15 protein-coding genes, 1 tRNA gene and 2 pseudogenes are annotated in these 24,843 nt (G+C 58.6%); 14 read left to right on the forward strand and 4 right to left on the reverse strand.

Going from position 1 to position 24,843, the window contains the following annotated elements; translation table 11 throughout:
• The first annotated feature begins 1 nt into the window (after position 1).
• Positions 2-4,573 carry a tape measure protein gene (locus M1P90_RS14650; RefSeq protein ID WP_483703426.1) on the forward strand — a complete coding sequence of 1,524 codons (4,572 nt, stop codon included), beginning with the start codon at positions 2-4 and terminating at the stop codon, positions 4,571-4,573.
• 37 nt (positions 4,574-4,610) lie between these two features.
• On the opposite strand, the gene M1P90_RS14655 is transcribed toward M1P90_RS14650, so the two are convergent.
• From M1P90_RS14655 to M1P90_RS14665, 3 genes are all read right to left on the reverse strand, one after another.
• Complete coding sequence (locus tag M1P90_RS14655; RefSeq protein WP_483703428.1) at positions 4,611-5,282, reverse strand: zinc finger Ran-binding domain-containing protein; 672 nt, start codon at positions 5,280-5,282, stop codon at positions 4,611-4,613.
• Positions 5,283-5,460: 178 nt separating this feature from the next.
• Positions 5,461-5,874, reverse strand: a complete 414-nt coding sequence (locus M1P90_RS14660; protein ID WP_483703430.1) for a hypothetical protein — start codon at positions 5,872-5,874, stop codon at positions 5,461-5,463.
• A 795-nt stretch (positions 5,875-6,669) separates the two neighbouring features.
• Entirely contained in the window at positions 6,670-7,323 is a 654-nt protein-coding gene (locus M1P90_RS14665; RefSeq protein WP_483703432.1) for a hypothetical protein, read from the reverse strand.
• Between the two features lie 149 nt (positions 7,324-7,472).
• Between M1P90_RS14665 and M1P90_RS14670 the strand changes: the two genes are divergently transcribed.
• The 10 genes from M1P90_RS14670 (at position 7,473) to M1P90_RS14715 (ending at position 14,145) form a co-directional block, all read left to right on the forward strand.
• Entirely contained in the window at positions 7,473-7,733 is a 261-nt protein-coding gene (locus tag M1P90_RS14670; RefSeq protein WP_483703434.1) for a helix-turn-helix domain-containing protein, read from the forward strand.
• 447 nt (positions 7,734-8,180) lie between these two features.
• Positions 8,181-8,519 carry a hypothetical protein gene (locus tag M1P90_RS14675; RefSeq protein WP_483703436.1) on the forward strand — a complete coding sequence of 113 codons (339 nt, stop codon included), beginning with the start codon at positions 8,181-8,183 and terminating at the stop codon, positions 8,517-8,519.
• Between the two features lie 125 nt (positions 8,520-8,644).
• Positions 8,645-8,959 carry a hypothetical protein gene (locus M1P90_RS14680; RefSeq protein WP_483703437.1) on the forward strand — a complete coding sequence of 105 codons (315 nt, stop codon included), beginning with the start codon at positions 8,645-8,647 and terminating at the stop codon, positions 8,957-8,959.
• Positions 8,960-9,107: 148 nt separating this feature from the next.
• Positions 9,108-9,350: a helix-turn-helix domain-containing protein gene (locus M1P90_RS14685; RefSeq protein WP_483703439.1), complete on the forward strand. Its 243-nt coding sequence runs from the start codon at positions 9,108-9,110 to the stop codon at positions 9,348-9,350.
• A 66-nt stretch (positions 9,351-9,416) separates the two neighbouring features.
• Positions 9,417-9,983, forward strand: a complete 567-nt coding sequence (locus M1P90_RS14690) for a hypothetical protein (RefSeq protein ID WP_483703441.1) — start codon at positions 9,417-9,419, stop codon at positions 9,981-9,983.
• Between the two features lie 31 nt (positions 9,984-10,014).
• Complete coding sequence (locus M1P90_RS14695) at positions 10,015-10,662, forward strand: hypothetical protein (RefSeq protein ID WP_483703443.1); 648 nt, start codon at positions 10,015-10,017, stop codon at positions 10,660-10,662.
• A 10-nt stretch (positions 10,663-10,672) separates the two neighbouring features.
• Complete coding sequence (locus M1P90_RS14700; protein WP_483703445.1) at positions 10,673-12,088, forward strand: ATP-binding protein; 1,416 nt, start codon at positions 10,673-10,675, stop codon at positions 12,086-12,088.
• Positions 12,081-12,272, forward strand: coding sequence for a hypothetical protein (locus M1P90_RS14705; RefSeq protein WP_483703447.1), 192 nt, complete (start codon positions 12,081-12,083; stop codon positions 12,270-12,272). Before M1P90_RS14700 ends, M1P90_RS14705 begins: the two co-directional genes overlap by 8 nt.
• Positions 12,273-12,706: 434 nt before the next feature.
• Entirely contained in the window at positions 12,707-12,946 is a 240-nt protein-coding gene (locus M1P90_RS14710) for a helix-turn-helix domain-containing protein (protein WP_483703449.1), read from the forward strand.
• Positions 12,946-14,145: a site-specific integrase gene (locus tag M1P90_RS14715; protein WP_483703451.1), complete on the forward strand. Its 1,200-nt coding sequence runs from the start codon at positions 12,946-12,948 to the stop codon at positions 14,143-14,145. Before M1P90_RS14710 ends, M1P90_RS14715 begins: the two co-directional genes overlap by 1 nt.
• Positions 14,146-14,246: 101 nt before the next feature.
• On the opposite strand, the gene M1P90_RS14720 is transcribed toward M1P90_RS14715, so the two are convergent.
• A tRNA-Arg gene (locus M1P90_RS14720) sits at positions 14,247-14,322 on the reverse strand.
• Between the two features lie 449 nt (positions 14,323-14,771).
• Between M1P90_RS14720 and rpoB the strand changes: the two genes are divergently transcribed.
• From rpoB to M1P90_RS14735, 3 genes and pseudogenes are all read left to right on the forward strand, one after another.
• Positions 14,772-18,458 carry a DNA-directed RNA polymerase subunit beta gene (gene rpoB, locus M1P90_RS14725; RefSeq protein WP_483703453.1) on the forward strand — a complete coding sequence of 1,229 codons (3,687 nt, stop codon included), beginning with the start codon at positions 14,772-14,774 and terminating at the stop codon, positions 18,456-18,458.
• A gap of 91 nt (positions 18,459-18,549) precedes the next feature.
• Positions 18,550-23,082: pseudogene (rpoC, locus tag M1P90_RS14730) on the forward strand (DNA-directed RNA polymerase subunit beta'); the annotation flags it as partial.
• Positions 23,083-24,283: 1,201 nt separating this feature from the next.
• Positions 24,284-24,757 (forward strand): annotated as a pseudogene (locus M1P90_RS14735) (O-antigen ligase family protein); the annotation flags it as partial.
• Positions 24,758-24,843: the final 86 nt, after the last annotated feature.

The following is a 24,843-nucleotide window of genomic DNA, read 5'->3' on the forward strand; positions in this document are numbered from 1 at the left end:
AATGGCCGTTTCAGTTCCTGGCATCCAGGGAAAAGTTGCAATCGACGGCATCGAGCAGGCGATTCGCGGGCTGAATCAGCTCGCAGGTGCGTTCGATCAGGTCGGCTCAAGCGCCCCCAAAGCTCGCAAGCCGGTCGATGATATTGTGGCGGCGCTGACCAAGTTCAGCGTCATCAAAGAAGCTGCCAGTGGCCTGATTAGCCTCGGTCAAGCCACCATCCAGTCCTACTCCGACAACGAACGCCTCGCGCAGTCGCTGCAAGCCCTGGTCGCCAAAGAAGAATTGGCATCGGGCGCGGCGACCAACATGACGCAGGCGCTCGGCCAAGCCACCGGCAAGTCGCAAGAACTGCTGAAGTGGACGCAGCAGCTCGCTATTCAATCCCCCTTCTCCCAGCAAGGCGTTGCGCAGGCGTTCAAGATGGCGCAGGCGTATGGCTTTGTGTCGGAAACGGCCAATAAAGCCGATGTCGACGCCAAGCGGCTGACGCAAGCGATGATCGACTTTGCTTCTGGCTCAGGCCAGAGCGAAGAAACGATGTCGCGCATTGCGCTGGCACTCGGTCAGGTGCAGGCCAAAGGCAAGCTCGCGGGCGGTGAGATGCTGCAGCTCACCGAAGCCGGCTTGAACGTGCGGCAAATCCTGGCCGATGCGTTCGGCAAGACCACCAACGAAATCGTGCAGATGCAGGAAAAGGGGCTGATTCCTGCCAATCGCGCCATCACCGCGATTGTCGAGAGCCTGGAGCGTGATTTTGGCGGCGCGGCCAAGCGGCAGGCAAATACCTGGGCCGGTCTGCTCAATTCGCTGTCCGACATCAAAGAAGTGGGCCTCCGCGAGTTCTTCGCGGGCACGTTCCAGGCCATTCAGCCACTGGCGATACAGTTTGTCGATACGATGTCCGACCCCAGCGTGCAGGCCAGTATTCGCGGCTGGGGTGACAGTCTCGGGCAGATGGCCGCCGTCGGCGCGGGCGCGTTCACGTTCCTGATTGGGAATCTGCAAACCCTCACGCCATTCATCGCAGCAGCTGGTGCGGCCTGGTTGGTGTACCAAGCCGCCCAAAATGCCGCGACCTTCGCCACGGCTGCTCAAGCGATTGCGACTGGCATCACGTCCGCCGCTGAAACGGCTGGCCTGATTGTCCTCGAACTGAAGACAAACGGCTTGCGCGCAGCGGCTGCGGCGACCATGGCCTATGGTGGCGCGCAAGCTCAATTGGCCCTCAGTATGGGTCTGGTCGGCGCTGCAGTGGCGCTCAGCGTCGTTGCGTTCCAAAAATACCAAGCCTACCAGCAGCAGTTGCAAGACGGCGCGCAGTGGATATTGGAACAGCGCCAGTGGTGGCAGGAAAGCACCGCCGCGCTGGAAGCCTACAACAACGCTTCCCAGGCCACCAAGAACAGCACGCAGGGCCAGGCTGACGCGCTGACCCAGCTTCGTGATGCGCAAAAAGAAGCCATTGCCAACTACGCCGCCGAGGTCAATGCCGCGCAGCAATTTGGCGATACGAGCGAGGCGACTGCCCAGCGCATCGAAGCCATGCGCAACGCGATCAATGCGCGTACTCAGGAAATCCAGAACGCCACGACCGCGCTGGAAACGGCGATTACCTACGAGGATCTGGAAGCGAACCGGCTGCAAATCTCCGCGCAGATGGCGCAGTTTGCCGGTGATGCCTACGGTTTGTTCAACCAGAAAATCCAGGCGCTAATTGGCGTCACTCAGGAAGCCGCCGACAAATCGCTGCTCGACGCGCAGGCCAAGGACGCGCAGAAGGCCAAGACGCTCGAACTGCAGCAGGAAACCATCAACGCCGCCAATGCGTTTATGCTGCTCAACCCGAACATCGACGGCTCGGGCGTGGCATCGGCGCAGGCGGCGGGCAAAATCAGCATGGCGGTCGCGCAGTACATTGCGATGACGCTGGCTGCCGCCGACGCAAAGGCCAAGCTCGCGGCCCTGCAAGCGCAGGCGGGCGTGCCAATGGCGACGGCAGGCCGGGCGGCTCGTGCTGGTGGTGCTGACCGTGCCGACGCGATTTTGAATGCCGGCACCAAGCGCGACGCCGAGGATCTTACCGCGCTCAACGCCAAGCTCAAGGCGCAAGCCGAAGCAGAGAAATCACTGGCCGATGCCCGGCGCAACCAGATCCTGACGACCGGCACGGCGGCCCAAAAGCAGGCGCTGTACAACAAGGAACTTGACGAAGCCGCCAAAATCTACGGCAAAAACAGCGCGCAGTATATCAACGCCAAGACGGCGCTAGATTCCTATACGGCGTCGCAGGAAAAGGCGGGCGCCGCCGCAGGACGGAAAGCAGATGCGGCGGCGCGCAAAGAAGCCAAGGCCGCTGAAAAGCTCCAGAACGACCTGGGCAAAATCGAAGAGTCGGGCCAGCAGAAGTTGCTCGACATCGACCGCAAGTACGCCGAGCAGCGCGCTGCGGCCTATAAAGCGCTGGCCGCCGACATCCTGACCACCAGCGCGGATATGGTGGCGGCGCAGGAGGCCAACGACCTTGAACTGGCCGGCATGTCCGATGAGCAGCTCAAGGCCATGCAGCCCCGCGAGAAGGCTGAGTCGGATGCGCGCAAGAAAGCCGCCGACGCTGCCAAGGAAGCCCAGCAGACTGCCGCGACCGAGGGCGCCGAGTTCGCGCAAAAGCAGTACGACGAGCGCATGAAGCAGATCGAGGCGCAGCAGCGGCTCGACGAGCAGTATTACAAGCGCCAGCAGGAACTGGCCGGCAACCCCGAAGCGCTTGCAGTCTTGCAGCAGCAGTACGACGAAGCCACGGCCGCGCTGCAGCAAGCCTCGCAGATTCGCATTGACCTTGCCAAGCAAGCCGCCGATGAAGCCAAGGCCAAGGCCGACGAAGAACGGCAGGCGGTGATTGCCAGCGCCCAGGATCAGGCCAACAAGGTCAAGGGCGCGAGCGAAGACCAGAAAAACGCGGTGATTAGTTCGCTGCAACTGCAAGCCGCGATGGGCCGCACATGGGCAACAACCATGTCGGCGTCGGCCGATCAGGTTGTCGCAGCATCGCAGCGCGCTGCCGGGGCAATTCGTAATATCCCGGCTCCTGGTGGCGGCTCGGGCGGTTCGGGTGGTGGTGGCAGCAGCGGCGGCTCACCGCAGCACGGCGGCGCGCAGGCGGCCGGTGGCGGTACGTTCATCGCGTCCAAGCCCATGACCCTGACGGTCGGTGATGCGCCCGACCCTGAGCTCATCACCGTGACGCCGCTTGGACGCAAAGGCCAAACGCGGGTGGGTTCGGGCTGGGTGGCGATGGGTGGCGGCGGCGCGATCCTCGACCCATCCGATGACACCAACCCGGCGCTGCAAGACCATCACAGCGGCGGTGGCGGCGGCAAGAAAAAGAAGAAGAAAGGCAAGTCGCCCGAGGAAGCCGCCAAAGAGCGCGCCGAGCTTGAGCAGCAGTATCTGGACGAAGCGCTCAAGAAGAAGCTGGAATGGCGCAAAAAGGCCGAAGACCTCGACGACGAACAATATTACGCCGAAATCGCGCTGAAGCGGTCACACCTGCCGGCTGAGCGCAAGATCGAAGAACAGCGGTACTGGGAAGATCGCAACGTGAAGCGCGAGCAGCGCGACCGCATGCGCAAGCTCGAAGCAACCTGGGCCAAGCAGGACGAAGCGCAAAAGAAGAAGATCGACGACCAGTTTGCGGCGCAGGACAATGCGGCCCGCCAGCGGCACTATGGCAATGTGCGGCGCAACCAGCAGACCTACCAGATGCAGCTGCGCGACCTGCAAAGCAAAGCGCAGGAGTCCGAGAGCGAAACGACCGACTTCTGGTATCAGGCGCAGGCATCGCTGTATAACGACCAGATGCAGGCGCAGAACCAGCAATCGCAGGATGCGCTCGACCGGCAGTTGCAGCACAACCAGGAAGCCAAAGACAAAGAAGCCGACCAGATCAGCCAGGCCGAGCAGGATCGGCGTGATGAGTTGCGCGAGAACCTGCAGCACCAGTTTGATTTGGAAGACCGGCAGCGCCAGGACTATTGGGACATCACCAATCAGCAGCGCGACGACCAGTACCGCAAAGAAAAGCGGCAATTCGACAACTACTACAACGACCGCAAGGACGCGCAGAAGGCGGCGCTGGACAAAGAGCAGGAAACGTTCGACAAGTTTTGGGAAAACAGCTTCAAGAAGATTGCGGGCGGCGCGGCGATCTACGAGGAATTGCGCGGCGCCAAAGCCAAGATTTTTGCGCCCGAGTTCCTGAAGCTGATCGGCTGGGCACCCCGCGCCAAAGGCGGGCCAGTCACGAAGGGGCAGGGGTATGTGGTGGGCGAGGAGCGCGCTGAGTTCTTTGTACCCAAGCAGGATGGCTATATTCTGCCGAGCGTGCCGAAGATTGCGCCAGCCAGCACTGGCCAAGCGCCGACGGTCGTAAACGTGAATATGACGGTCAATGTGCAAGGTGGAAATGCACGCGAAGTTGAAGAAGCGATACAGCGTGCTATCCGCAAAGCACTGGATGAAGCCGGCCGCCGCGCCAATACCAAGATTCAGTTACGCTCGATCACAAAGAAGTAGCTGTTACTTCCTCATTGACAGGCTATTGATCATATTTTCAAAGCTTCTTTTTGAGCTTTTCAATTTCTTCAGTAATTTTTTGTAAATCTTTTTCTGCTTGTTCAACTTGCCGACGCTCTCGCTTATCGCGGGTTTCATTTATCGCAATAGCAGTTGCCCCAACTAATCCGAGAAGCACTCCAGTAGCAAGTTTTCGGCTTTCAGCGTCTTTTCCGCGCTTCCATTCGAGATAAAATTCTTTAAAACCAGGTTTCTCTCGATCAACTGTATCGACGATTTCAGCACGTAGTGCATTCATAACATGATTTGCATGAAACATATAGATAATAGTTACAATAAAACCTATTATTGCACTAATTCCCATAATAACTGGGTTAATGAATATAATAGCACTTCCAAACATAAAGGCGCCGCAAACCAATATGGTTATCATTAATGCCATTCCCAACGGCTGCGGGCGTTTTCCGACCTCTTCTCGTGTGCGTTTTGCAATACTTTTAGCGGTAGTTAAGTAATCTTGAAAAACCGCCTCAGCACTTCGATGGGCAAATTGAGGATCTCCAAAATGATCTGGAAAACTTGTTTCAAGAGGCTTTGCACTCGTAGCAAAAGGCATCGGCCCGCCATGAATTGACGTTCCGCATCTTTTACAAGTAAGACGTTCGGGGATATTTGATAATCCACAGGATGGGCAAATATTATTGGCCATATCCAACCTCCCTAATCATAGGTGGTAGAGAATCCGCCTTTATAATTGCGCTCCCAGTGATTCGAAATAGGTCTCAGTTAGTAAACGTGCCTCGCACAATTTTTGGGAGGCACTTTTCGAGCAATTTTCTGGACTGTCTGATCAACGATACAGCCACTGCGAGACGCCGCCGTGATGACTATTCAGTCTTGGTCGAGTTTTGTGCCTTACCTCGCCGCGCGCCACGAGGCCGCCGCTTGTTCACTAGCGAAACGACGAGTTTTGGATTGTCCGTGTCCCAGGGGGAACTTTGCAAGCCAGCGGCCCGGTCGTTGTTTGTCGGTGTACGTCGTACCTTCACCATAGGTACTAGCGGCTGGGGCAAGGGTGATTTTTCGGTGGTGGGTTTGTCGCGCCATAGTGGTTTGCCCTCTCTGAGTTCAGTTTGAAGCGCTTCGAGAGATGAGCGCTCGACTCGTACCAACTTATTGCGCATCCCGTTTGATTTCAGACGTTCAGCCTTCACTAAACGTTGAATAGTTTTGATCGACCAGGGCCGCAATGCGCCACCCAATTCTATACCGGCTTCTTTGTACGTTAGCCATTGACTCACATCTCACCTTCCCTAGCAGCATATGCCACGCGCCCAATTATTGTGAAATTCCCTTATTGCGCGGCACTCTGCGAATGGGCTTCTTCACGGGACTTGGCTCACGAAGGGTAACTTTGGCTTGTTTTGATGCCTCAATCTCTTGCTGATTTCGCTTGCGTGGCGTCGGCTTCCTCCCGTGTAGTTGCCCCTGCTGCGCGTCGCCGTAAAGGCTTACCACCGTCAGGGTTGGGGATTTCGATGTGCCAGCGGCCCGAGCCTTTCGGGTACTCGTGGACGCTGCCTTCGCCGCGCTTCTTTGTGGGGGTGGGGGCGGCGGTTCCTGTGGCTTTGGCTTTGTGAGGCATGGTGATGGTTTCTCTTGCAAGCGATTACTCAGTGCTTCTACCGAGGCCGCAAGCACACGCGCCGAGCGCGTTTTAATGCCGTTCGAGGTCAACCAGCCGTTACGAATGAGATTCTGGATGGTTTTGTGCGACCAAGGACGCGCTGCGCCACCTAATTCGAGCCCTGCCTCGGCGTATGTCATCCATTTGCTCACGATAATGCCTCTTGCTGACAGAAACCGCACGATGCATTTTAGGGCGCTTTTGGGATTTCAGCAAACGCTATTCCCCTTTCTAATGCTGTAAAATACGGTTTATCCACCCTGTCAAATATGCCATGAAGGGCCGTCCGAGCCTGTCATACAGATGGGCAAAACAGCGTCGCTGTATGACAGGGGGCAGGGGCTGCAATTTATAGGTGTGTCATACACAACAAGAAACGAGCGGCCGTGTCATACACGGCAAAATATTTCTAAACACCATCAAAAGGGTTAGGGTCGAGGTGGATACAATCTTTCGTCGCTATCGACAGCAATAAATCAGCAGGTGTTGGGAAAACATCGAACGGATAAGGGCCGTACAACGCCTTTGTGCGTCGATCGAATTGCATAAAGAATCGCCCATTCGTTGAAAATACAAATGGTATTCGCTCACGTCGGCCAGTAGCGTAATGCTTCACTTGTTCCAATCCCTGCATTGGCGATAGTCCCTCGTGCTTCGCCTCGATAAAGGCAACTAGTCTGAATTGCCCACGCGGGCTTACTTTCATTCGAAGGGCATAATCGACACGATATCGCCGCCTGTCACGACAATGGGTGAATGTTTCTTCGCGGGTAATGTGATGCGCCATCCATCCACGTTTGCCCAAAACAGGATCGATCAATTGTTGACAGGTGTGCAATTCGCGTGGTGTTCGAGGGGGACGCAACGGCCCATCTATGCCAACTGCAAACCAGTCTGGCAACACGATAGGTTCGGCAGTAGTTAGCTGGGCTTCTAAAAGTCGTTCGAGTTCATGAATGCGTTTAAGGTCGCCGTTTGCGCGCCAGAGGCGAGCATATTCTTCCCGCAGAATATTCAGTTGGGTAATGCGCGCAAATTGATTTTCGATCTCATCTTCAGACATATTACGCTCACTTCATTTTTAGTCCACAGTAATGCAGATTCATGAAGAGATCGTCAAATATCTAGTTGTGATACGTAGTATCGTCCCTCGTATAAACAATGGTATACTCGCTCTATTCGACCATGTATGTCACGAGGAGCGCGATAGGAATGGACAAACCCAAACCTGGTGATGGCAGCGAGCCACCACTAAATATTGAAAATATAAACGACGAGCACAAATACACGACAAAAGAAGCTGGTGAAATTCTTCACTTGAAGTGGCGGACTATTGTGCAACATATTAGACGTGGGCGCATAACTGCTGAAACAGTGTTAGAGCGTAGAGGGCCAGTATATCTTATATCTGGCTCTGAAATTAAAAGATATCAACGCGAAAGATTACCACCACCAACTAAAAAAGAACGTTAATTTATTGGATGATAATATAATAAATATCACAATTAAATAGAAAATCGCATATTATATTCGTTTAATTGGCAATTAATAAGCAAGCACGGCATATATGACTAGTCATATATGCCGTGCTTGCTTATTACTATTAACATACAAATATTCGATAAATACAAGGAATTCTACCGAATTTTGATAAACAAAGTGTTGCAAGCTATGTATACCGTGGTATACTTACGTTACACGCGGCCGGCCTGCACAATCGGCGCCCAGTTGGCCAATTGCCGCCAGAGGCGCCAGAAAGGACACAAGCCTATGGTATTGGGGTAGCCTGGAAAATCTAATTCTCAGCAAAAGAAAAGGCCGAGAAGAGGTTGCAGCTCTTCTCAGCCATCACACAGAAAGGGCCTTTCCATGTATCAGCCACAGTATACCACGATCGTCAAACCATCAATGGAGTTCATCATGAACCGCGATCGTCTGATTCCCCTTCAGCCGCTGGCCGACGGCACACCCGTCGAGGGCATTATTGGCGAGGGCCGCCCGATCGGCATTAATGCAAATTGGCGCGATTACCGCGTCGGTCTAACGTTTGAACAGGGCGAGCCGCCGCTTATCGATATCGGAAAATCGGGCTGGTTTTTAGATGATACGCGCTACATTGCTGTTGCTCTGTGGCCCCAGCGGCGCGATTACTACACCCGCCGGCCTACCCAGCTTATGACGCCACTGCTGACATTCAACATCATTGAGCAGCTGATCGAGCGCGCTCGCGCCTGGCAGCCGCACCTATTCACCGTGTAGCATCTCGCTGGCAGAGGCGCGGCAGACAACTGCCGCGCCTCTGCCGTTTTACATGGCAAATTTTGCCACTTTACCGCATTCTGTTGCGCCCGCTGCACATTGACAATTTACCACAGAGGCACGACATGCTAACCTTCGATGCACCTGTGCTCGCTCGCGTTATCAAGCGCGCTGAGCAAACCATGCCCGCAGCGTGGGCGGCCGATCTTGCAATAATCGCCTACAAGATGAGGCGCAACCGTCGGCGCATTTCGCAGCTGCCCGATGGCGCACTTCAGCTCGACTACCAACGGCTTGGGCCATACGTCGCAACACCTGAAGCGTGTACTTGCAAGAAATTTCGCCGCTGCCGGATGTGCGAGCATTGCCTTATGGCCTGGCTTCACCTGCGATACTGCAAAGCGTTGAATACACAAACCATAGGCGGCGCTGCCGATTAACGAGCGCGCTGGTGGTGGAGCTGTGCTGACTCCACTACCAATGCTTATAAATAAACTATCATTTTGTTAGTTATACTTGCAATATATGAGCTAAAGTGATAAAATTGACGAGGAATACTAATTCACGCATCATGATGGAGTGAAAATTGTGCTCAACAACTTCCAGGTCTTGCTGGCGCGGAAAGCGCAAGACGAACATCGGCGCATTGCACTGTCTGAAGTTGCACGTGCGACTGGTCTTAGTCGATACACGCTTACTGCTATCGCCAACAACGCTATCAAGGAATATCCTGCCGACACACTGGCTCGCCTCTGCGAGTACCTCAAGTGTGACATCGGTGATCTTCTGCGCCTCGAAACAGTTCCTGAAGCAACGTCCCGAGCAGATTAGACAGTTCGCAGGTAGTGGTGGTGATTAGCCTCATCAGAGGTTCTTTTAGTTATGGAGTTCAATAGTATGAGCAAACCCACTAAGGAGTTAATGTGCACAGCCCATCACGAAGCTGGTCATGCGATTGCAGCCCACTTTCAGGATATCCGTTTTAGACATGCCACCATTAAACCGAATGAGAGTAAGAACTCACTTGGTCATGTACTCTTCAAAGGGCTTAGCAAGAGCATCTTCACAGCACTCGACTATGGTGAGATTAGCCCTACAAAACGCGCACACATTGAGAAGTATATAATTTGCGATTTCGCTGGCGGTATCGCTGAACGAAAGCACCGAGGTAGATATAACCATATTGGCCGAACTAAAGACATGGAAAACGCTATGGACTTGGCGCTTGCTATTTCCGGCAACCGGCAAGAGACCGAAGCTTTTCTTAATTGGCTTCATCATCGTGCGATCAACCTTATTGATAAATATTGGTGGGCAGTCGAAGATGTTGCGCAGGCACTTCTGGCATCTACTCATCTGACAGAAGCAGAAGTGAAACAAGTTATCTATGATGGCTCTGCGCGACAACTACCACCGCTACCGCCGATTAAATTTCTCTCGAAAGAGAGTGACGATAATACTTAAAGCCGGGCGCGTGCTGTAACACGCCCCGGCATTGGCTCTGATCACAACTTCAGAGCGCGCTTATTCTACTACGAGTAAGCGCGCTAGAAAGAGCAATCCGATGACCTGGTTTTTCGATATCATCGACCTGGGTGAAAACCTGAAACGCGGCCTCAACGCCGTGCGCACGCTTCACGGCCTGCCAGCCCTACTCACCGCGATCCCGCTTGGGATGGTGTCGTTTCTCTTCTTAGCGCTGGCCTGGCACTTCGATCTCAAACCGACGTATGTGTGGACGGACATTGCTGTGCAAAAGCTGCAGCCGACGTTTGCTGGGCAGCTCGCTGGCTATGTGGGCTTGCTTGTGTTCACCCTGACGATGCTGCCGACGTTGATCGAGTTGTTTACTGTACGCTTTGCGCAGTACAACATTGTGCTGGCGCAGTGGCTGGTGTATTTCTTCGTCGTATTTGATATGACCACGGACTGGCCGGCCGCCAGCGATTTCGTTGAAGGCTATGTTGCATCAGGTGTGTTCGAGCGCCTTGGCATGCTGGCAACTCCAGCGATCTACCTGGCAAAAATCGGCTGGCTGCTGTTTGCCTCGTTCGGTTTCGAGATGCTTGGAGTGGTGTTTGCGGTCTGCACGTTGGCGTTATTGCTCAACAGTAGCCGCCGAACCGTGCTGCACACGGCATAGGAGGGAAGCGATGCGCACCGGCCAGCTTCAAGCGCTCTCAAACACACGCCACGCAAAGGGCCATCCGTTTGATGGGATCGACCTGTCGTTTGGGCTGCTGACCGCCATCAGCGGCAGTCCAATCGCCTTTGCGCTGACCATTGGGCAGTATTTTGCACGCCGCTCGGCCTGGGTCGCGGAAACGCTGCTCAACGCCATTGAGCTGCCGCCTGCGCTCGAAGATACGCGCTTGGTGCGCGGCTTGTTGCCTGGTGCCGCCACGCTGCTCCCACCACCACACGAAGCCACTGAGGAAGAAGGCCATGCGACAACGGAGTCGCCCCTTCCTTCCAGCGGGCAGCCCGTGCCGGCCACACGACAACGCCGGCAGGTGCTGACCACCGATGAATGGCGCGATGCGCTCGACGAAAGCCCACATTTGCTCGTCTACGGCCCGAGCAAGGCTGGGAAAAGCACGCTGGCCCAGGCAGTGGTGGCAATGTTTCGCGGCTGCGAGTATGTGGTGATTGACCCGCAGCCAAACAAGCCAGGCGAGCGCAAATGGGGCGGCATCGACTTTATCACCCTCGACGAGCACGGCACCGACGAATATGCCAGCATCAAGACGGCGCTGGCACGGGTCAAGGCCGAAGACGATCGCCGCCGTCGGGCGATGCGCACGCTTACACCGCGCCCGCTGGTGGTGATTATCGATGAAGTGCTGGCGCTCGTGGGAGCGCTCGGCACGATCACCAACGAGGAAGGCAAGAAAGAGCCACGCATGGCGCAGTTCATTCGCACAATGGGCTACAGTGCGCGGCATCGCAATATCAAGATCATTCTGATCGGACAGGGCAAGAACCTGGCTGACCTCGGACTGAACAGTGGTACGGCGCGCAATAACTATGCGCTGGTACGCGCGGCGCGCAATGCCGCCACCAATCGACGTAGCGCATTCATCGACACGCCCGAAGGTGAGCAAGCGATTGATCTGCAGCAGGTGCCGACGCTCGCAGGCACGCTTGGAGGCCACGCGCATGTATGGCTGACCCACGACCAACTGGCGCCGCGTGAGCCGGCCAGTCCGTCACAATACGATGACTTGTTGTCAAGTCTTTTGCTTGGAACTGATGGTTCCACTACGCCCGAAAATGGGAACCAAGTTCCACCGATAGTTCCAGCATCAGAATGCGAAGTTCCACCGAGTTCCATGGTTCCAGTTCCACCCGAGGAACTGGTAAAAATCGCCCAGTTGTTGGTACGGAACTCACCTAGCAAAGTGATCAAAATGCTTGACGGATATCACCCGCGCAAGTACGACGAATACAAGGCGAAGGTCGACGCAGTGGTTGCCATACTTGGCACGCAAGCCCAGCCAGGCGACCCTGACAAGCCCGATCCTGACGAAGATGTTCCACCAGCATTTCGCGGGGCATTCGATGGATAAAACACCACAACGCCAGCGCTCTTTCGCGCTGGCGTTGCAATTGAAAGGCTTATCGCCGCAGCACGACCAGTATGTCACACTGCTGGCCGCCTGTCATACACCGAGTGTGATCCAAAGCGCATCGAATGTGATATTCACGAGTTCGGGTATTATCCTCACTTCACGCGCCTGTATGACACAATGAAGAAAATGAAGTATTTGAGGGTTGATTTCGGTATTTATCACTACACTTCATACGAAATAACACCGTCTAACACCAAATGGTATTGCCAATAAATTACCTTCATGATATACTTACATAAGTAGCCAATCATACAATATATCAGCTATATACACTGTTTAGCGGCAGGTATATAGTCAGCAAAGCAGCTTCCACATATGTGGCCCTGACGAGGGTTATAACGCAGAATATCTCTCACCCCTGGGTGTGCGACCGCTAACGCATGCCCAGGGGATTTCTATTTCTGGCAGGTTGCCAGCACACGTATAAGGACCTTCACTAAACCGACACTGAACGCGATAAAACCGTCACCAAACCTTTACTGAAAGCGAAGAAAACCGAGATGAACCAAGAACACATGCATTGGCCATCCACTTTCATCAGCAAGGCTGCACTCTATGCAAACATCAGTTTTGAGGATGCTTCCGCCTCAGCGCGTTGCAGGCAGCGATCAAATCGCGCCGCTCCAATTCACGATTAAGGACACTGCTCGGTTGCTTGGTTTTTCACGCCGCACAGTTGAGCGACTGATTGAACGCGGCGAGCTCGCAACCATTGGCACAGGCAAGCTCAGGCGAGTTCCTTACGAAGCAATTGTGACGTATCAAAATCGACATCGAAATGATGAGGCCAAGTAATGGGACGCAAAAGCCCATACGGTTTGCTGCCAGGCATTCAACGCGACAAGAACGGCGTCTACTGGGCGACACTTGAAGGCGAGGATGCCAAACTGTGGCGCATGCGCTACCCAGGCAAGTCGCTCCCACGCCGGAAGGCGAAAGACCAAAGGGCAGCCAACGCTGCTCAGCGCCGATTGAGTGAAGATCTCAAGGGTGGCCGCGACCCAAACGCCAAAAATCCGAAGGTTGCCGATTGGGTCCGCACCTGTATCGAGCGTAAGCGTGATCTTGAGACGTCGACAGCGACGCGCTACCGATCTTCGCTTACCTGGCAAATCGAACCACACCCAATTGGCCGTATGCGACTGCAGCAGGTGATGAAACGCCAGGTCGAAGAATGGGTCGACATTCTGGTCATCCAGAAGCACCATCGCTACCACGACCGAACACTCGATCCCTATTCCATCCGTAACGCCTTTGCGCTGTTACGTATGGCACTCAATATGGCGATCGACGAAGATATGATCACCAAGAATCCCTGCAAAGGTGTGAAGCTGCCAAAGCCTAATGATGAAGAGATTCAGCCATTGACGCCTGAACAGGTCGGAGCCCTATTCGACCTCGTTGACACGCTGATAGAAGATAAGGCGACCCACGAGCGGCGCCCACACCGCAATGCCGCGCTCTACCACGTTGCTACGCGCTGTGGGCTGCGTGAAGGTGAATTACGAGGGTTGCGCTGGGTGGATGTCGATTTCAAGCGGCGTGAACTACATGTGCGCGGCCAGTTTCAGCAAGAAGGACGCAAGGGTGCAAAATATAGTTCACACCGCACCGTCCCACTGTCAGTCGACATTGTGCAGGTGCTGACGTGGCACAAGAAAAACCAAGCCGAAGAGCGCGCACTGATAGGTGCTCACTGGAACGAGGCAGGGCTTGTGTTCGTGAGCGAGAACGGCACACCACTCAACCCGAGCAACATGAACTCGCAGCTTAATCGCTTTCTGACAAAGCTCAAGGTATCACCGATTCGCTTTCATGATCTGCGCCACACCTATGCCGCGCTCAATATTGCGGCCGGCGTCGACCTGTATACACTCTCACGACGGATGGGCCACAAGTCGATCACTGTCACGGCCGACAAGTATGGGCATCTGTATAAAGGGCATGCTCAGGACGCCGACGCGCTTGATCGTCTGCTTCAGCGGAGCGCCTAAAATGCGGATATTTGCTAAACATAATGAGAATTACATCCCGAATTGCATGTTCGGGGCAGAGAAGGGGGTGAACACACTTGGGGGATTCTGCATTAGGACGGTGGCGCGGGCGGCGGGGCTCGAACCCACAACCTACGGTTTAGAAGACCGTTGCTCTATCCATTGAGCTACGCCCGCATATGCGAAAATCTGGTGGGGAAACGTTCTTTACTATAGCATACGGCCAGCCGGCCGACAAGCACTTCGCCGCGCCGCGCTGCCCGAAATCTTTCGGCAAGCCCGGCGCAAAAACTCGTTGCGCAAACGTCTTGACACATTTAAGGTGACGTGGTATTATTCCTTTTCGCAGTTTTCGAATGCACACACCCCCTATAAGGATGTGACAAAACAGGAGCCTGCGAACATCACCAAGAACGTTCCGATGTCGCGCACGCGCCACCCGGCGCAATTCTCACGATATCTAGATGTCACGAACGCCAGTCCAGCGGTTCTGCCCATCGTCGGGTAGCGCCAAGGAAGAGACGGTTCGTGTTTTTGGCATGTTAAGGAGTTCGTAGCTTGGTGTGGGGTGCAAAGCCGGTTCGCTGGCCTAGTATACCACACGAAGCGGAGCAAGAGAGGTGCCCATGCCCCCGCTGGTCGAGCCTGTGGTTCTTCAGCCGCTGATTATGCCCAATGACTCGGGCGCCGACGGTCTGCATCGCTCCGGTCTGGAGCGGCGCTCGTTTGCGCGTATCCAGGATGCAATCGCGGTTCCCACCTTGATCGAAACTCAGACAAGTAGCTTTGAGTGGTTTCGCAAGGAGGGTTTGCGCGAACTATTCGACGAAATTTCGCCGATTACCGATTTTACCGGCAAGAACATGGAGCTGCGTTTCCTCGATTACCAGTTCGGGGAGCCGCGCTACGATGAATATGAGTGCCGTGAGCGCGACATGACCTATGCCGCGCCGCTGCGCGTGAATGTCCAGCTGCACATTTTGGCCACCGGCGAGCTCAAGGAAAGCGAGATCTTCCTGGGCGACTTCCCGCTGATGACGGAAAACGGCACCTTCGTTATCAACGGCGCCGAGCGCGTGGTTGTTTCGCAGCTCATTCGCTCGCCCGGTGTGTATTTCAAGGAAGATAAAGACCCAACCAGCGGGCGCGGTCTCCATTCGGCCAAGCTCATCCCGAACCGCGGCGCATGGCTGGAGTTCGAAACCAATAAGCGCGACGTTGTTTCTGTTAAGGTCGACCGCAAGCGCAAGATCCCAGTGACGATCCTGCTGCGCGCGGTGCTGGCCTGGAACGCCCAGCCCAATGGCGAGGGCCAGTGGACGCCCGATAACGAGCTTGACCAGCGCGGCCGCGATGAAGATATCATCGAGCTGTTCCAGCACGTTGATCAAACCGATCATCAGTATGTCAAGGTTACGCTGGACAAAGACCCGGCGCGGCACGCTAAAGAAGCGCTGATGGAGCTGTACAAGCGCCTGCGCCCCGGCGACCCGCCCACGCTGGAAAATGCCCGCGGCCTGCTCGAGTCGCTCCTGTTCAGCCCGCGCCGCTACGACCTTGCCAAGGTTGGCCGCTACAAGCTGAACAAGAACCTGTGGGAGAAGGACCCGCGCCCCGAGGTTCGCGCCACTGCGCCGGATCAGAAGGTGCGCGTGCTGCGCCCCGACGATATCTTTAAGATCGTCGAGCGCCTGATCGAGCTGAACAACGGCAAGGGCAACGCCGACGATATCGACCACCTGGGCAACCGCCGCGTGCGCACGGTTGGCGAGCTGATCCAGCAGCAGTTCCGCGTGGGCTTGCTGCGCATGGAGCGCGTGGTCAAGGAGCGCATGTCGCTGCAAGACCCCGACACCGCCACCCCGAACGCGCTGGTGAACATCCGGCCGGTCGTCGCGGCGATGCGCGAGTTCTTTGGTGGCTCGCAGCTTTCGCAGTTCATGGATCAGACCAACCCGCTGGCCGAGCTGACCAACAAGCGGCGTCTTTCGGCGCTTGGCCCGGGCGGCCTGAGCCGCGACCGCGCCGGCTTCGAAGTTCGTGACGTGCACCACTCGCACTATGGGCGTATCTGCCCGGTGGAAACGCCGGAAGGCCCGAACATCGGTCTTATCGGCACGATGTCGACCTTCTCGCGCGTGAACGAGATGGGCTTTCTGGAAACGCCGTACCGCAAAGTCTACCGCGAGGTGCTGAACGCCACCGAGTGGGAGCGCCAGGGCCTGCTGCTGCGCGACGTGCGCGACCTGCGCACCGGCGATCTGATCGCCGCACGCGGGAGCCGCGTCGACAAGGACACTGCCCGCCGCATGACGGTGAACCTGCTGCGCGGCCAGATCCTGCGCGAAGATATTGTCGACCCAGCCAGCAGCGATGTGATTGCCGAGGCCGGGCAGGAGATCAACCGCGCGCTGGCCGAGCAGATTTCTGCCACGCCGCTCAAGTCGATCAAGATTCGCCCGATTGTCTCGCAGGAAGTCGATTATCTCTCGGCCGACGAGGAAGAAAAGTACGTGGTCGCGCAGGCCAACGCCCCGCTCGACCAGTTCAACCGCTTCCTGGAAGGCATGATCGCCTGCCGCTTCGGCAATGGCGAGTTTGTCAGCGAGCCGATCGACCGCGTGGACTACATGGACGTTTCGCCCAAGCAGGTGGTCAGCGTTTCAACCGCGCTCATCCCCTTCCTTGAGCACGACGACGCCAACCGCGCGCTGATGGGTTCGAACATGCAGCGCCAGGCGGTGCCGCTGCTCCGCCCCGATGCGCCGATTGTCGGCACCGGCATGGAGTATCTGGCGGCACGCGACTCGGGCCAGGTGGTGGTGGCGAAGAAAGACGGCATTGTGCTTTCGGCCAGCGGCGACCATATTATTGTGCTGGAAGACGACGGCGAGCAGCGCGAGTATCGCTTGCGCAAGTTCATGCGCTCGAACCAGGACACCTGCATCAACCAGCGCCCGAGCGTGCTGCGCGGCCAGCGGGTGCGCCGGAGCGAGATCATTGCCGACAGCTCGTCGACCGATAATGGCGAGCTGGCGCTCGGCCAGAACGTGCTGGTGTCGTTCCTTCCGTGGGAGGGCGGCAACTTCGAAGACGCGATTCTGGTGAGCGAGCGGCTGGTGCGCGAAGACATCTTCACCTCGATCCATATCGAGAAGCACGAGGTCGAGGCGCGCGACACCAAGCTCGGGCCGGAAGAAATCACCCGCGACATCCCGAACGTCGGGCAGGACAGCCTGCGCAACCTGGACGACCGCGGCATCATCTATGTGGGCGCGGAGGTCAACCCGAACGACATTCTGGTTGGCAAGATCACGCCAAAGGGCGAAACCGACCTGACGGCAGAAGAGCGCTTGCTGCGCGCGATCTTCGGTGAGAAGGCGCGTGAAGTGAAGGACAGCTCGCTGCGTGTGCCGAACGGCGTGCGTGGCAAGGTCATCGACGTCAAGGTCTTCTCGCGTGAAGACGATGTCGAGCTGCCGGTGGGCGTGAACCAGACTGTGCGCGTGCTGCTCTGCCAGAAGCGCAAGATCAGCGCGGGCGACAAGATGGCCGGCCGCCACGGCAACAAGGGTGTGGTCAGCCGCGTGCTGCCAATCGAGGACATGCCGTTCCTGCCGGATGGCACGCCCGTCGATATCATCCTGAACCCAATCGGTGTGCCGAGCCGTATGAACATCGGCCAGATCCTTGAAACGCACCTGGGCTGGGCGGCGGCCAAACTCGGCTTCCGCGTGGCCACGCCCGTGTTCGACGGCGCGCACGAGAACCAGATCCACGACATGCTCACGCAGTCGGGCCTGCCCAGCGACGGCAAAATCACGCTGTACGACGGGCGCACCGGCATGGCCTTCGATCACCCGGTCACGGTGGGCTACATCTACATGCTCAAGCTCGCCCACCTGGTCGAGGACAAGATCCACGCCCGGTCGACTGGCCCATACAGCCTTGTGACGCAGCAGCCGCTCGGTGGCAAGGCGCAGTTCGGTGGCCAGCGCTTTGGCGAAATGGAAGTGTGGGCGCTGGAAGCCTATGGCGCGGCATATATTCTTCAGGAAATGCTGACCGTGAAGTCCGACGATGTTGTCGGCCGCGTGAAGACCTACGAAGCGATTGTGAAGGGCGACCCGATCCAGGAGGCCGGCGTGCCCGAGTCGTTCAAGGTGCTGATCAAAGAGCTTCAGTCGCTCGGCCTCTCGGTCGAGGTGCTGTCTGCCGATGAGAAGCCCGTGGAGCTGAACGACGACGTCGATAGCGATATGGCGGCGCTCGACGGCATCAACCTGTCGGGTATGGAGCGGGGCGAGTTTTAAGTTTTGAGTGCACAGTTTTGCGTGTTGAGTGTTGGGTTGCGCTTCGGTCAACTCAACACTCAGCATTCAAAACTCAAAACTGGAGAGAAGAATGCTCGAGATCAACGACTTCAATGCGATCCGGATCAGCCTGGCGTCGCCTGAAGATATTCTCGGCTGGTCGCACGGCGAGGTGACCAAGCCGGAAACTATTAACTACCGTACCCTCAAGCCCGAGCGCGACGGCCTGTTCTGCGAGCGCATTTTCGGCCCGCAGAAGGACTGGGAGTGCTACTGCGGCAAGTACAAGCGTGTGCGCTACAAGGGCGTGATCTGCGACAAGTGTGGCGTTGAAGTTACGCGCGCGAAAGTGCGCCGCGACCGCATGGGCCACATTGCGCTGGCCTCGCCGGTGTCGCACATCTGGTTTGTGAAGGGCACGCCGAGCCGCCTGGGCCTGCTGCTCGATATTTCGCCGCGCAACCTGGAGCGCGTGCTGTACTTCGCGTCGTACATCATCACAACGGTGGATGAAGAGGCGCGCGCCGGCATGCGTGAGGTGATGCAGGGCGACTTCGCCGCCAAGCGCGAGAAGATCCAGGGCGAGGCCGAGGGCAAGCGTATCGAGCTTTCTTCCCAGCTCACGCAGGATCTGGGCGGCATGGAAACCGCGCAGGTCAGCACCCAGCGCCGAATTGAGGAAGACTACAAGACCCAGCGCGAAACGCTGACCACGGATGCCGAGACGTTGCGCGCCGACCTGGAAGACAGGGCCGGCGAGGCGACCGAGGAAGATATTACCTTCCGCGGCGTGACGCTGGTGGAAGAAGGCGAAGTCATCACCGAGAAGGTGATCGACCAGCTGGAAGAGCTGCTTGACCAGGAGCTTGACGGCATTGAGGCCCGCCGCCAGCGCGACATGTCGGACGCAGAGCTGCTGACCGACGCCGAGCGCGAGCGCAAGGAATACGAGGCCACCCAGGAGCGCGAGCGCCTGCAGGAGCGTTTGCAGCGAGAGCTCGACACGCTGGTGCGCGAGGAAAAAGAGAAGCTGGAGCTGATCGACGGCCTCAAGATGCGCCGCATCCTGACCGAGACCGAGTACCGCGCGCTGCGCGAGGTCGCGCCGGGCGTCTTCAGGGCCGACATGGGCGCGGGCGCGATTCGCGACCTGATTGTGCGCACCGTCGACCTTGAGAAGCTGGGTGAAGACCTGCAGATTGAGGTGCAGACGACGCAGGGCCAGCGCCGCAAAAAGGCCACCAAGCGCCTGCGCGTGGTTGAGAACTTCCGCAAGAGCGGCAACAAGCCCGAGTGGATGATCCTGACCATGCTGCCGGTCATCCCGCCCGACCTGCGCCCGATGGTGCAGCTCGACGGCGGGCGCTTCGCGACATCCGACCTGAACGACCTGTATCGCCGCGTGATCAATCGCAACAACCGCTTGAAGCGCCTGATGGAGCTGAACGCGCCCGAGATCATCGTGCGCAACGAAAAGCGCATGTTGCAGGAAGCCGTGGACGCGCTGATCGACAACGGCCGGCGCGGGCGCGCAGTTTCGGGCAAGGGCAAGCACCGCCTGAAGAGCCTGAGCGATATGCTCAAGGGCAAGCAGGGCCGCTTCCGCCAGAACCTGCTCGGCAAGCGCGTCGACTACTCGGGGCGCTCGGTGATCGTGGTTGGCCCGAACCTGAAGCTGCACCAGTGCGGCCTGCCCAAGAAGATGGCGCTGGAGCTGTTCAAGCCGTTTGTGATGCGCCGCCTGGTGGAGAAGGGCTTTGCCCACAACATTAAGTCGGCCAAGCGCATCGTCGAGCGTGTGCGCCCCGAAGTGTGGGACGTGCTGGAAGAGGTCATCCAGGATTACCTGGTGCTGCTGAACCGCGCGCCGTCGCTGCACCGCCTGTCGATCCAGGCGTTCGAGGCCAAGCTGATCGAGGGTTCGGCCATTCAGCTGCACCCGCTGGTCTGCGCGGCGTTCAACGCCGACTTCGACGGCGACCAGATGGCTGTGCACGTGCCGCTGTCGCGCAAGGCGCAGGAAGAAGCGCGCATGCGCATGATTTCGAAGTACAACCTGCTTTCGCCGGCGCACGGCAACCCAATCATCACGCCCTCGCAGGACATCGTGCTGGGCTGCTTCTACCTGTCGCTGGTGAAGGACGGCGCGCTTGGCTCGGGCAAGAAGTTCGCTTCGATTGAAGAAGCGATGCTGGCCTACGACAAGGGCGTGGTCGACATCCAGGCTCCTATCTGGGTGCGCATGCCCGGCAAAGTGCAGGGCCAGAACGACCGGAATGTGCGCGAGCTTGCGCCGGCCGCCGATGGCTCGCCGCGCATGCTGCTCGAAACGTCGATCGGGCGCATTATTTTCAACTCGGCGCTGCTCGGCCCGATGCAGTTCCGCAACCGCAACGTGCCGAAGAAGGGCCTGCAGGAGATCATCGCCGACTGCTACAAGTACTACACCAACCTGGCGAACCTCTCGGAGGAAGACCTCGACAGCGTGCGGGCAATGTACCCGAACGTGCAGTCGCGCGACGAGATGGCGCGTATCTACGGCTCGGAGCGCACAGCAGACCAGGCCGACAAGATCAAGGCGCTGGGCTTCAAGTATGCCACCCGCGGCGGCATGACCGTCGGCGTGGAAGACATCCAGGTGCCAGAGGCGAAGAAGGGCATTCTTACCGACTCGGATGGCATGGTGGCGGACGTTGAAAAGCAGTATCGCCGCGGTCTGATCACCGAGGAAGAGCGCTACCAGGAAATCGTCAAAATCTGGCAGAACGCGACCAAGCAAACATCCGAGGCAGTGAAGGACAACCTGAACCCGCACGGCCCGGTGGCGATGATGGTGAACTCGGCGGCGCGCGGTAATATCAACCAGCTTTCGCAGCTGGCCGGTATGCGCGGCCTCATGTCCGACCCGACCGGCCGGATCATCGAGCTGCCAATTAAGTCGAACTTCCGCGAAGGCCTGACCGTGCTCGAATACTTCGTGTCGACGCACGGCGGTCGCAAGGGTTTGGCCGACACCGCGATGCGTACCGCAGACGCGGGCTACCTGACCCGCCGTCTGGTGGACGTGGCGCAGGACGCGATCATCACGACCGACGACTGCGGCACCGAGGACGGCCTGTGGCTGCACCGCGCCGACGACAAGGAAATGCTGGAAGAGCTGGAAGATCGCGTGATCGGGCGCATCCTGGCGATGCCAGTGGCGCACCCGAAGACGGGCGAAATTCTGGCCGACCGCAACCAGGAGGTCGACGAGCACCTTTCGGCGCTGTTCAAGGAAGCGGGCGTCAACGATGTGTTTGTGCGCTCGGGTCTGGCCTGCCAGGCCGACCACGGCATCTGCAAGCTGTGCTATGGCCGCAACCTGGCCACGGGCAAGCTGGTCGACATCGGCGAGGCGGTGGGTATCATCGCGGCGCAGTCGATTGGCGAGCCGGGCACGCAGCTGACGCTGCGCACGTTCCACACCGGTGGTGTGGCCTCGGCCGACGACATCACGCAGGGTCTGCCGCGCGTGCAGGAAATCTTCGAGGCGCGCTCGCCCAAGGGCAAGTCGATCCTGGCGGAGATCGATGGCGTGGTCGAAATCCTGCGCGACGACGACATGCGCAAGATTCGCGTTGTTTCGACTGACGTGTACACCGACGAGCAGGACATGCCCGAGCACTTCGTGCCGGCGGTTGCCGAGGGCGGCGATGTGACGGAAGGCCAGATGCTGGCCGAGTCGAATCGCGCTGACGTCGGCGGCGACCCGCTGGTTTCGCGGCTCACCGGCCGCGTGCACTACGGCGACGGCAAAGTGGTGGTGGTGCAGGAAGAGCGCGAAGAGCGCGAGGTCGTGGTTCCGCACAGCTCGCGCATGACCGTCGGCATCGAGAATGGCGCGCGCGTGACGGCGGGCCAGCCGCTCACCGAGGGCTCGGCCGACCCGCAGGAGCTGCTGGAGCTGCAGGGCAAGGAAGCAGTGCAGCGCTACCTCGTGAACGAGGCGCAGAAGGTGTACCGCTCGCAAGGCGTGGACATCAACGACAAGCATATCGAGATCATCGTGCGCCAGATGCTGCGGCGCGTGCGGATCGAGGAGCCGGGCGACAGCGGGCTGCTGCCGGGCGAGCTGATCGACGCGGCGGAGTTTGGCCGCCTGAACGCCGAGGTGGTGAGCCAGGGCGGCGAGCCGGCAACGGCGGCGACCGTGCTGCTGGGCATCACCAAGGCCTCGCTGACGACCGAGAGCTTTCTGTCGGCGGCGTCGTTCCAGGAAACCACGCGCGTGCTGACCGAGGCGGCGATCACCGGCAAGGTCGACTACCTGCGCGGCCTGAAGGAGAATGTCGTGATCGGCAAGCTCATCCCGGCGGGTACCGGCATCGAGAAGCGCAAGCAGCTCGCCGAGGACCTGATGGGCGAGCTGGCGGCGGCGCGGCCCCGTGTCGAGGGCGATGGCGATGGCGGGCAGCTGCCGGCCGACGTGCGCCGCGCCTCGGAGATGCTGGGCCAGGCCGATGGTGGCAAGCCAGCCGGCTCGGCCGACGACGAAGAGATTCGCCGGCGGCTGCGCGCCCTGCTTGAGGGCGCCGACGACGAGGTGGCCGAGAACGGTGCGGACGACGAAGATCTGGCGCAGTTCATGGACGCGCTGGAGCAAATGGACGAGACGGACGGACTGGACGAGCCGGGCGACGAAGCCTAAAGATCGTTCAATCACCGCTGATTGGGCCGGGTGCACCACTGCATCCGGCCCATTTTGTTGGCTTGGCAGCGCAGTTTCTAAGAGTTTTCTAAGGAAAGTTTGCCCGCCCGGCGCGGCCACTGCGCAGGGCGAGCGCGCAGCACGGCTAGGCGCACAACGCGCGCACCGCACCAGGGAGGGCTATAGCACATTCAGGTGATACTTCTCGTCCGGTTTGAGGCGATGGTGCCAGGGGATTCACAACATTGACACACAACATGTGGCCACGATGCGCCACAGCGGGTATGGCACTTGCTATTTCAAGCCAGGTTGGTGGATGCGAGGAGTATGTATGGCAACTTCGTTGACGCGCAGGCCGGCGGCCACAGGCCAGCTTGCGACGGGCCCAGTCGCCCGACGATGGTTTGTTGTGGCACAGATTCTCGGGCTGGCGCTGGGGCTGATACTTTGCTATTTCAGCACTATTCCGCCGCTCAAAGTGGTTGGCGTGGTCTTGTTCGGGCTGCTGGCCCTGCAGCGCATTGATCTGGCACTGTTGTTTGTGCCGCTCACGGCTCCGCTGTTTCTGATGCAGTTGCGGCTGCCGGGAATGCTGCCGCATGCCGTGCCGCCGCATGAGCTGGCGCTGTTTCTTTGTACAATGGCAGCTGGCTTTACCCTGCTTCCCGGCAGGCTGTGGCAATGTGCCAGCCAGCCGCTTCGCAGTGCAGGGCAATTTCTGCGCAGCTATGCGCCCGAGCTGATCTTGCTGGCGGCGGGCGTTTTTGGAATCTGGTATACCGCGCCGGAGTCGGTGGCGCAACAAGATGCTTTGCGGGCGTTCCGCTGGTTCGTTATCGAGCCGCTGCTGTTTGTGGCGCTTGTGCACGCCCTGGCAGCGCGGCAGGTCGCGGCCGGGCAATCGGCGGCGCGGGCGCTGCGCCCCTTGCTGCTGGCATTTGTGGCCGGCGGCGCAGTGGTGGGGCTGCTGGCACTGGCTGAGTTTGCTGGCGCGCTGCTGGCTCCGCAGCTGTTTGGGCGGCTGATCTCGCTCGATTTCAGCGGCGATGTGCTGAATCGCATGCCACGCGCGACCTCGGTGTACACCAACCCGAATAATCTGGGCCTGTTTCTTGGCCGGGTCTGGCCGCTGGCGCTGATGCTGCTGGTGATCGAGCGGCGCGCGCGCACGGGCCGGGCGCTGCTGTATGCAGCGATTACGGTGCTGTGCCTGGGTGGCATGCTTGTGTCGTTTTCGCGCGGGGCGTGGCTGGGCGCGGCGGCGGCGGCGGTGGTGCTGGGGCTGCCCTGGCTGCGGCGGCGCTTCGGGGCCTGGCTGCTGCCGGGGCTGCTGTTTGGCGGAACGCTGCTGTGTGGCGTTGCCGCGCTGATGCTGACCCTGCGCGGCGGTCTGGCGGGGGCCAGCGCCAGCGCGCGCCTGATGCTCTGGCGCGAGGCGCTTGAGCTGCTGCGTCTGCACCCGTTTGGCGTCGGGCTCGACCAGTTTTACTACTACCACAACCCGGTGTTTGGCCGCAGCCTGATCGACCCGTCGCTGGTGCACGGCTTCGACCAGTATGCCCACCAGCCGCACACCTTTGTGCTGGAGCTGTGGCTGAACCTCGGCCCGCTGGGCGTGCTGGCGATGGCGCTGATTGTGCTGCGGGCGGCGACGTACGGCTGGGCGCTGGTGCGCCGCCGGCCCGGTTCGCCCGAGGC

The organism is Kouleothrix sp. 19917 (assembly GCF_057073505.1).

Excerpts from the sequence above, each read along its gene's own strand:
- M1P90_RS14655 (WP_483703428.1), bottom strand. The coding sequence starts at position 5,282 with ATGGCCAATAATATTTGCCCATCCTGTGGATTATCAAATATCCCCGAA.
- M1P90_RS14670 (WP_483703434.1), top strand. The coding sequence starts at position 7,473 with ATGGACAAACCCAAACCTGGTGATGGCAGCGAGCCACCACTAAATATT.
- M1P90_RS14650 (WP_483703426.1), top strand. The coding sequence starts at position 2 with ATGGCCGTTTCAGTTCCTGGCATCCAGGGAAAAGTTGCAATCGACGGC.
- M1P90_RS14680 (WP_483703437.1), top strand. The coding sequence starts at position 8,645 with ATGCTAACCTTCGATGCACCTGTGCTCGCTCGCGTTATCAAGCGCGCT.
- rpoB (WP_483703453.1), top strand. The coding sequence starts at position 14,772 with ATGCCCCCGCTGGTCGAGCCTGTGGTTCTTCAGCCGCTGATTATGCCC.
- M1P90_RS14690 (WP_483703441.1), top strand. The coding sequence starts at position 9,417 with ATGAGCAAACCCACTAAGGAGTTAATGTGCACAGCCCATCACGAAGCT.
- M1P90_RS14705 (WP_483703447.1), top strand. The coding sequence starts at position 12,081 with ATGGATAAAACACCACAACGCCAGCGCTCTTTCGCGCTGGCGTTGCAA.
- M1P90_RS14710 (WP_483703449.1), top strand. The coding sequence starts at position 12,707 with ATGCAAACATCAGTTTTGAGGATGCTTCCGCCTCAGCGCGTTGCAGGC.
- M1P90_RS14700 (WP_483703445.1), top strand. The coding sequence starts at position 10,673 with ATGCGCACCGGCCAGCTTCAAGCGCTCTCAAACACACGCCACGCAAAG.
- M1P90_RS14675 (WP_483703436.1), top strand. The coding sequence starts at position 8,181 with ATGAACCGCGATCGTCTGATTCCCCTTCAGCCGCTGGCCGACGGCACA.
- M1P90_RS14665 (WP_483703432.1), bottom strand. The coding sequence starts at position 7,323 with ATGTCTGAAGATGAGATCGAAAATCAATTTGCGCGCATTACCCAACTG.
- M1P90_RS14715 (WP_483703451.1), top strand. The coding sequence starts at position 12,946 with ATGGGACGCAAAAGCCCATACGGTTTGCTGCCAGGCATTCAACGCGAC.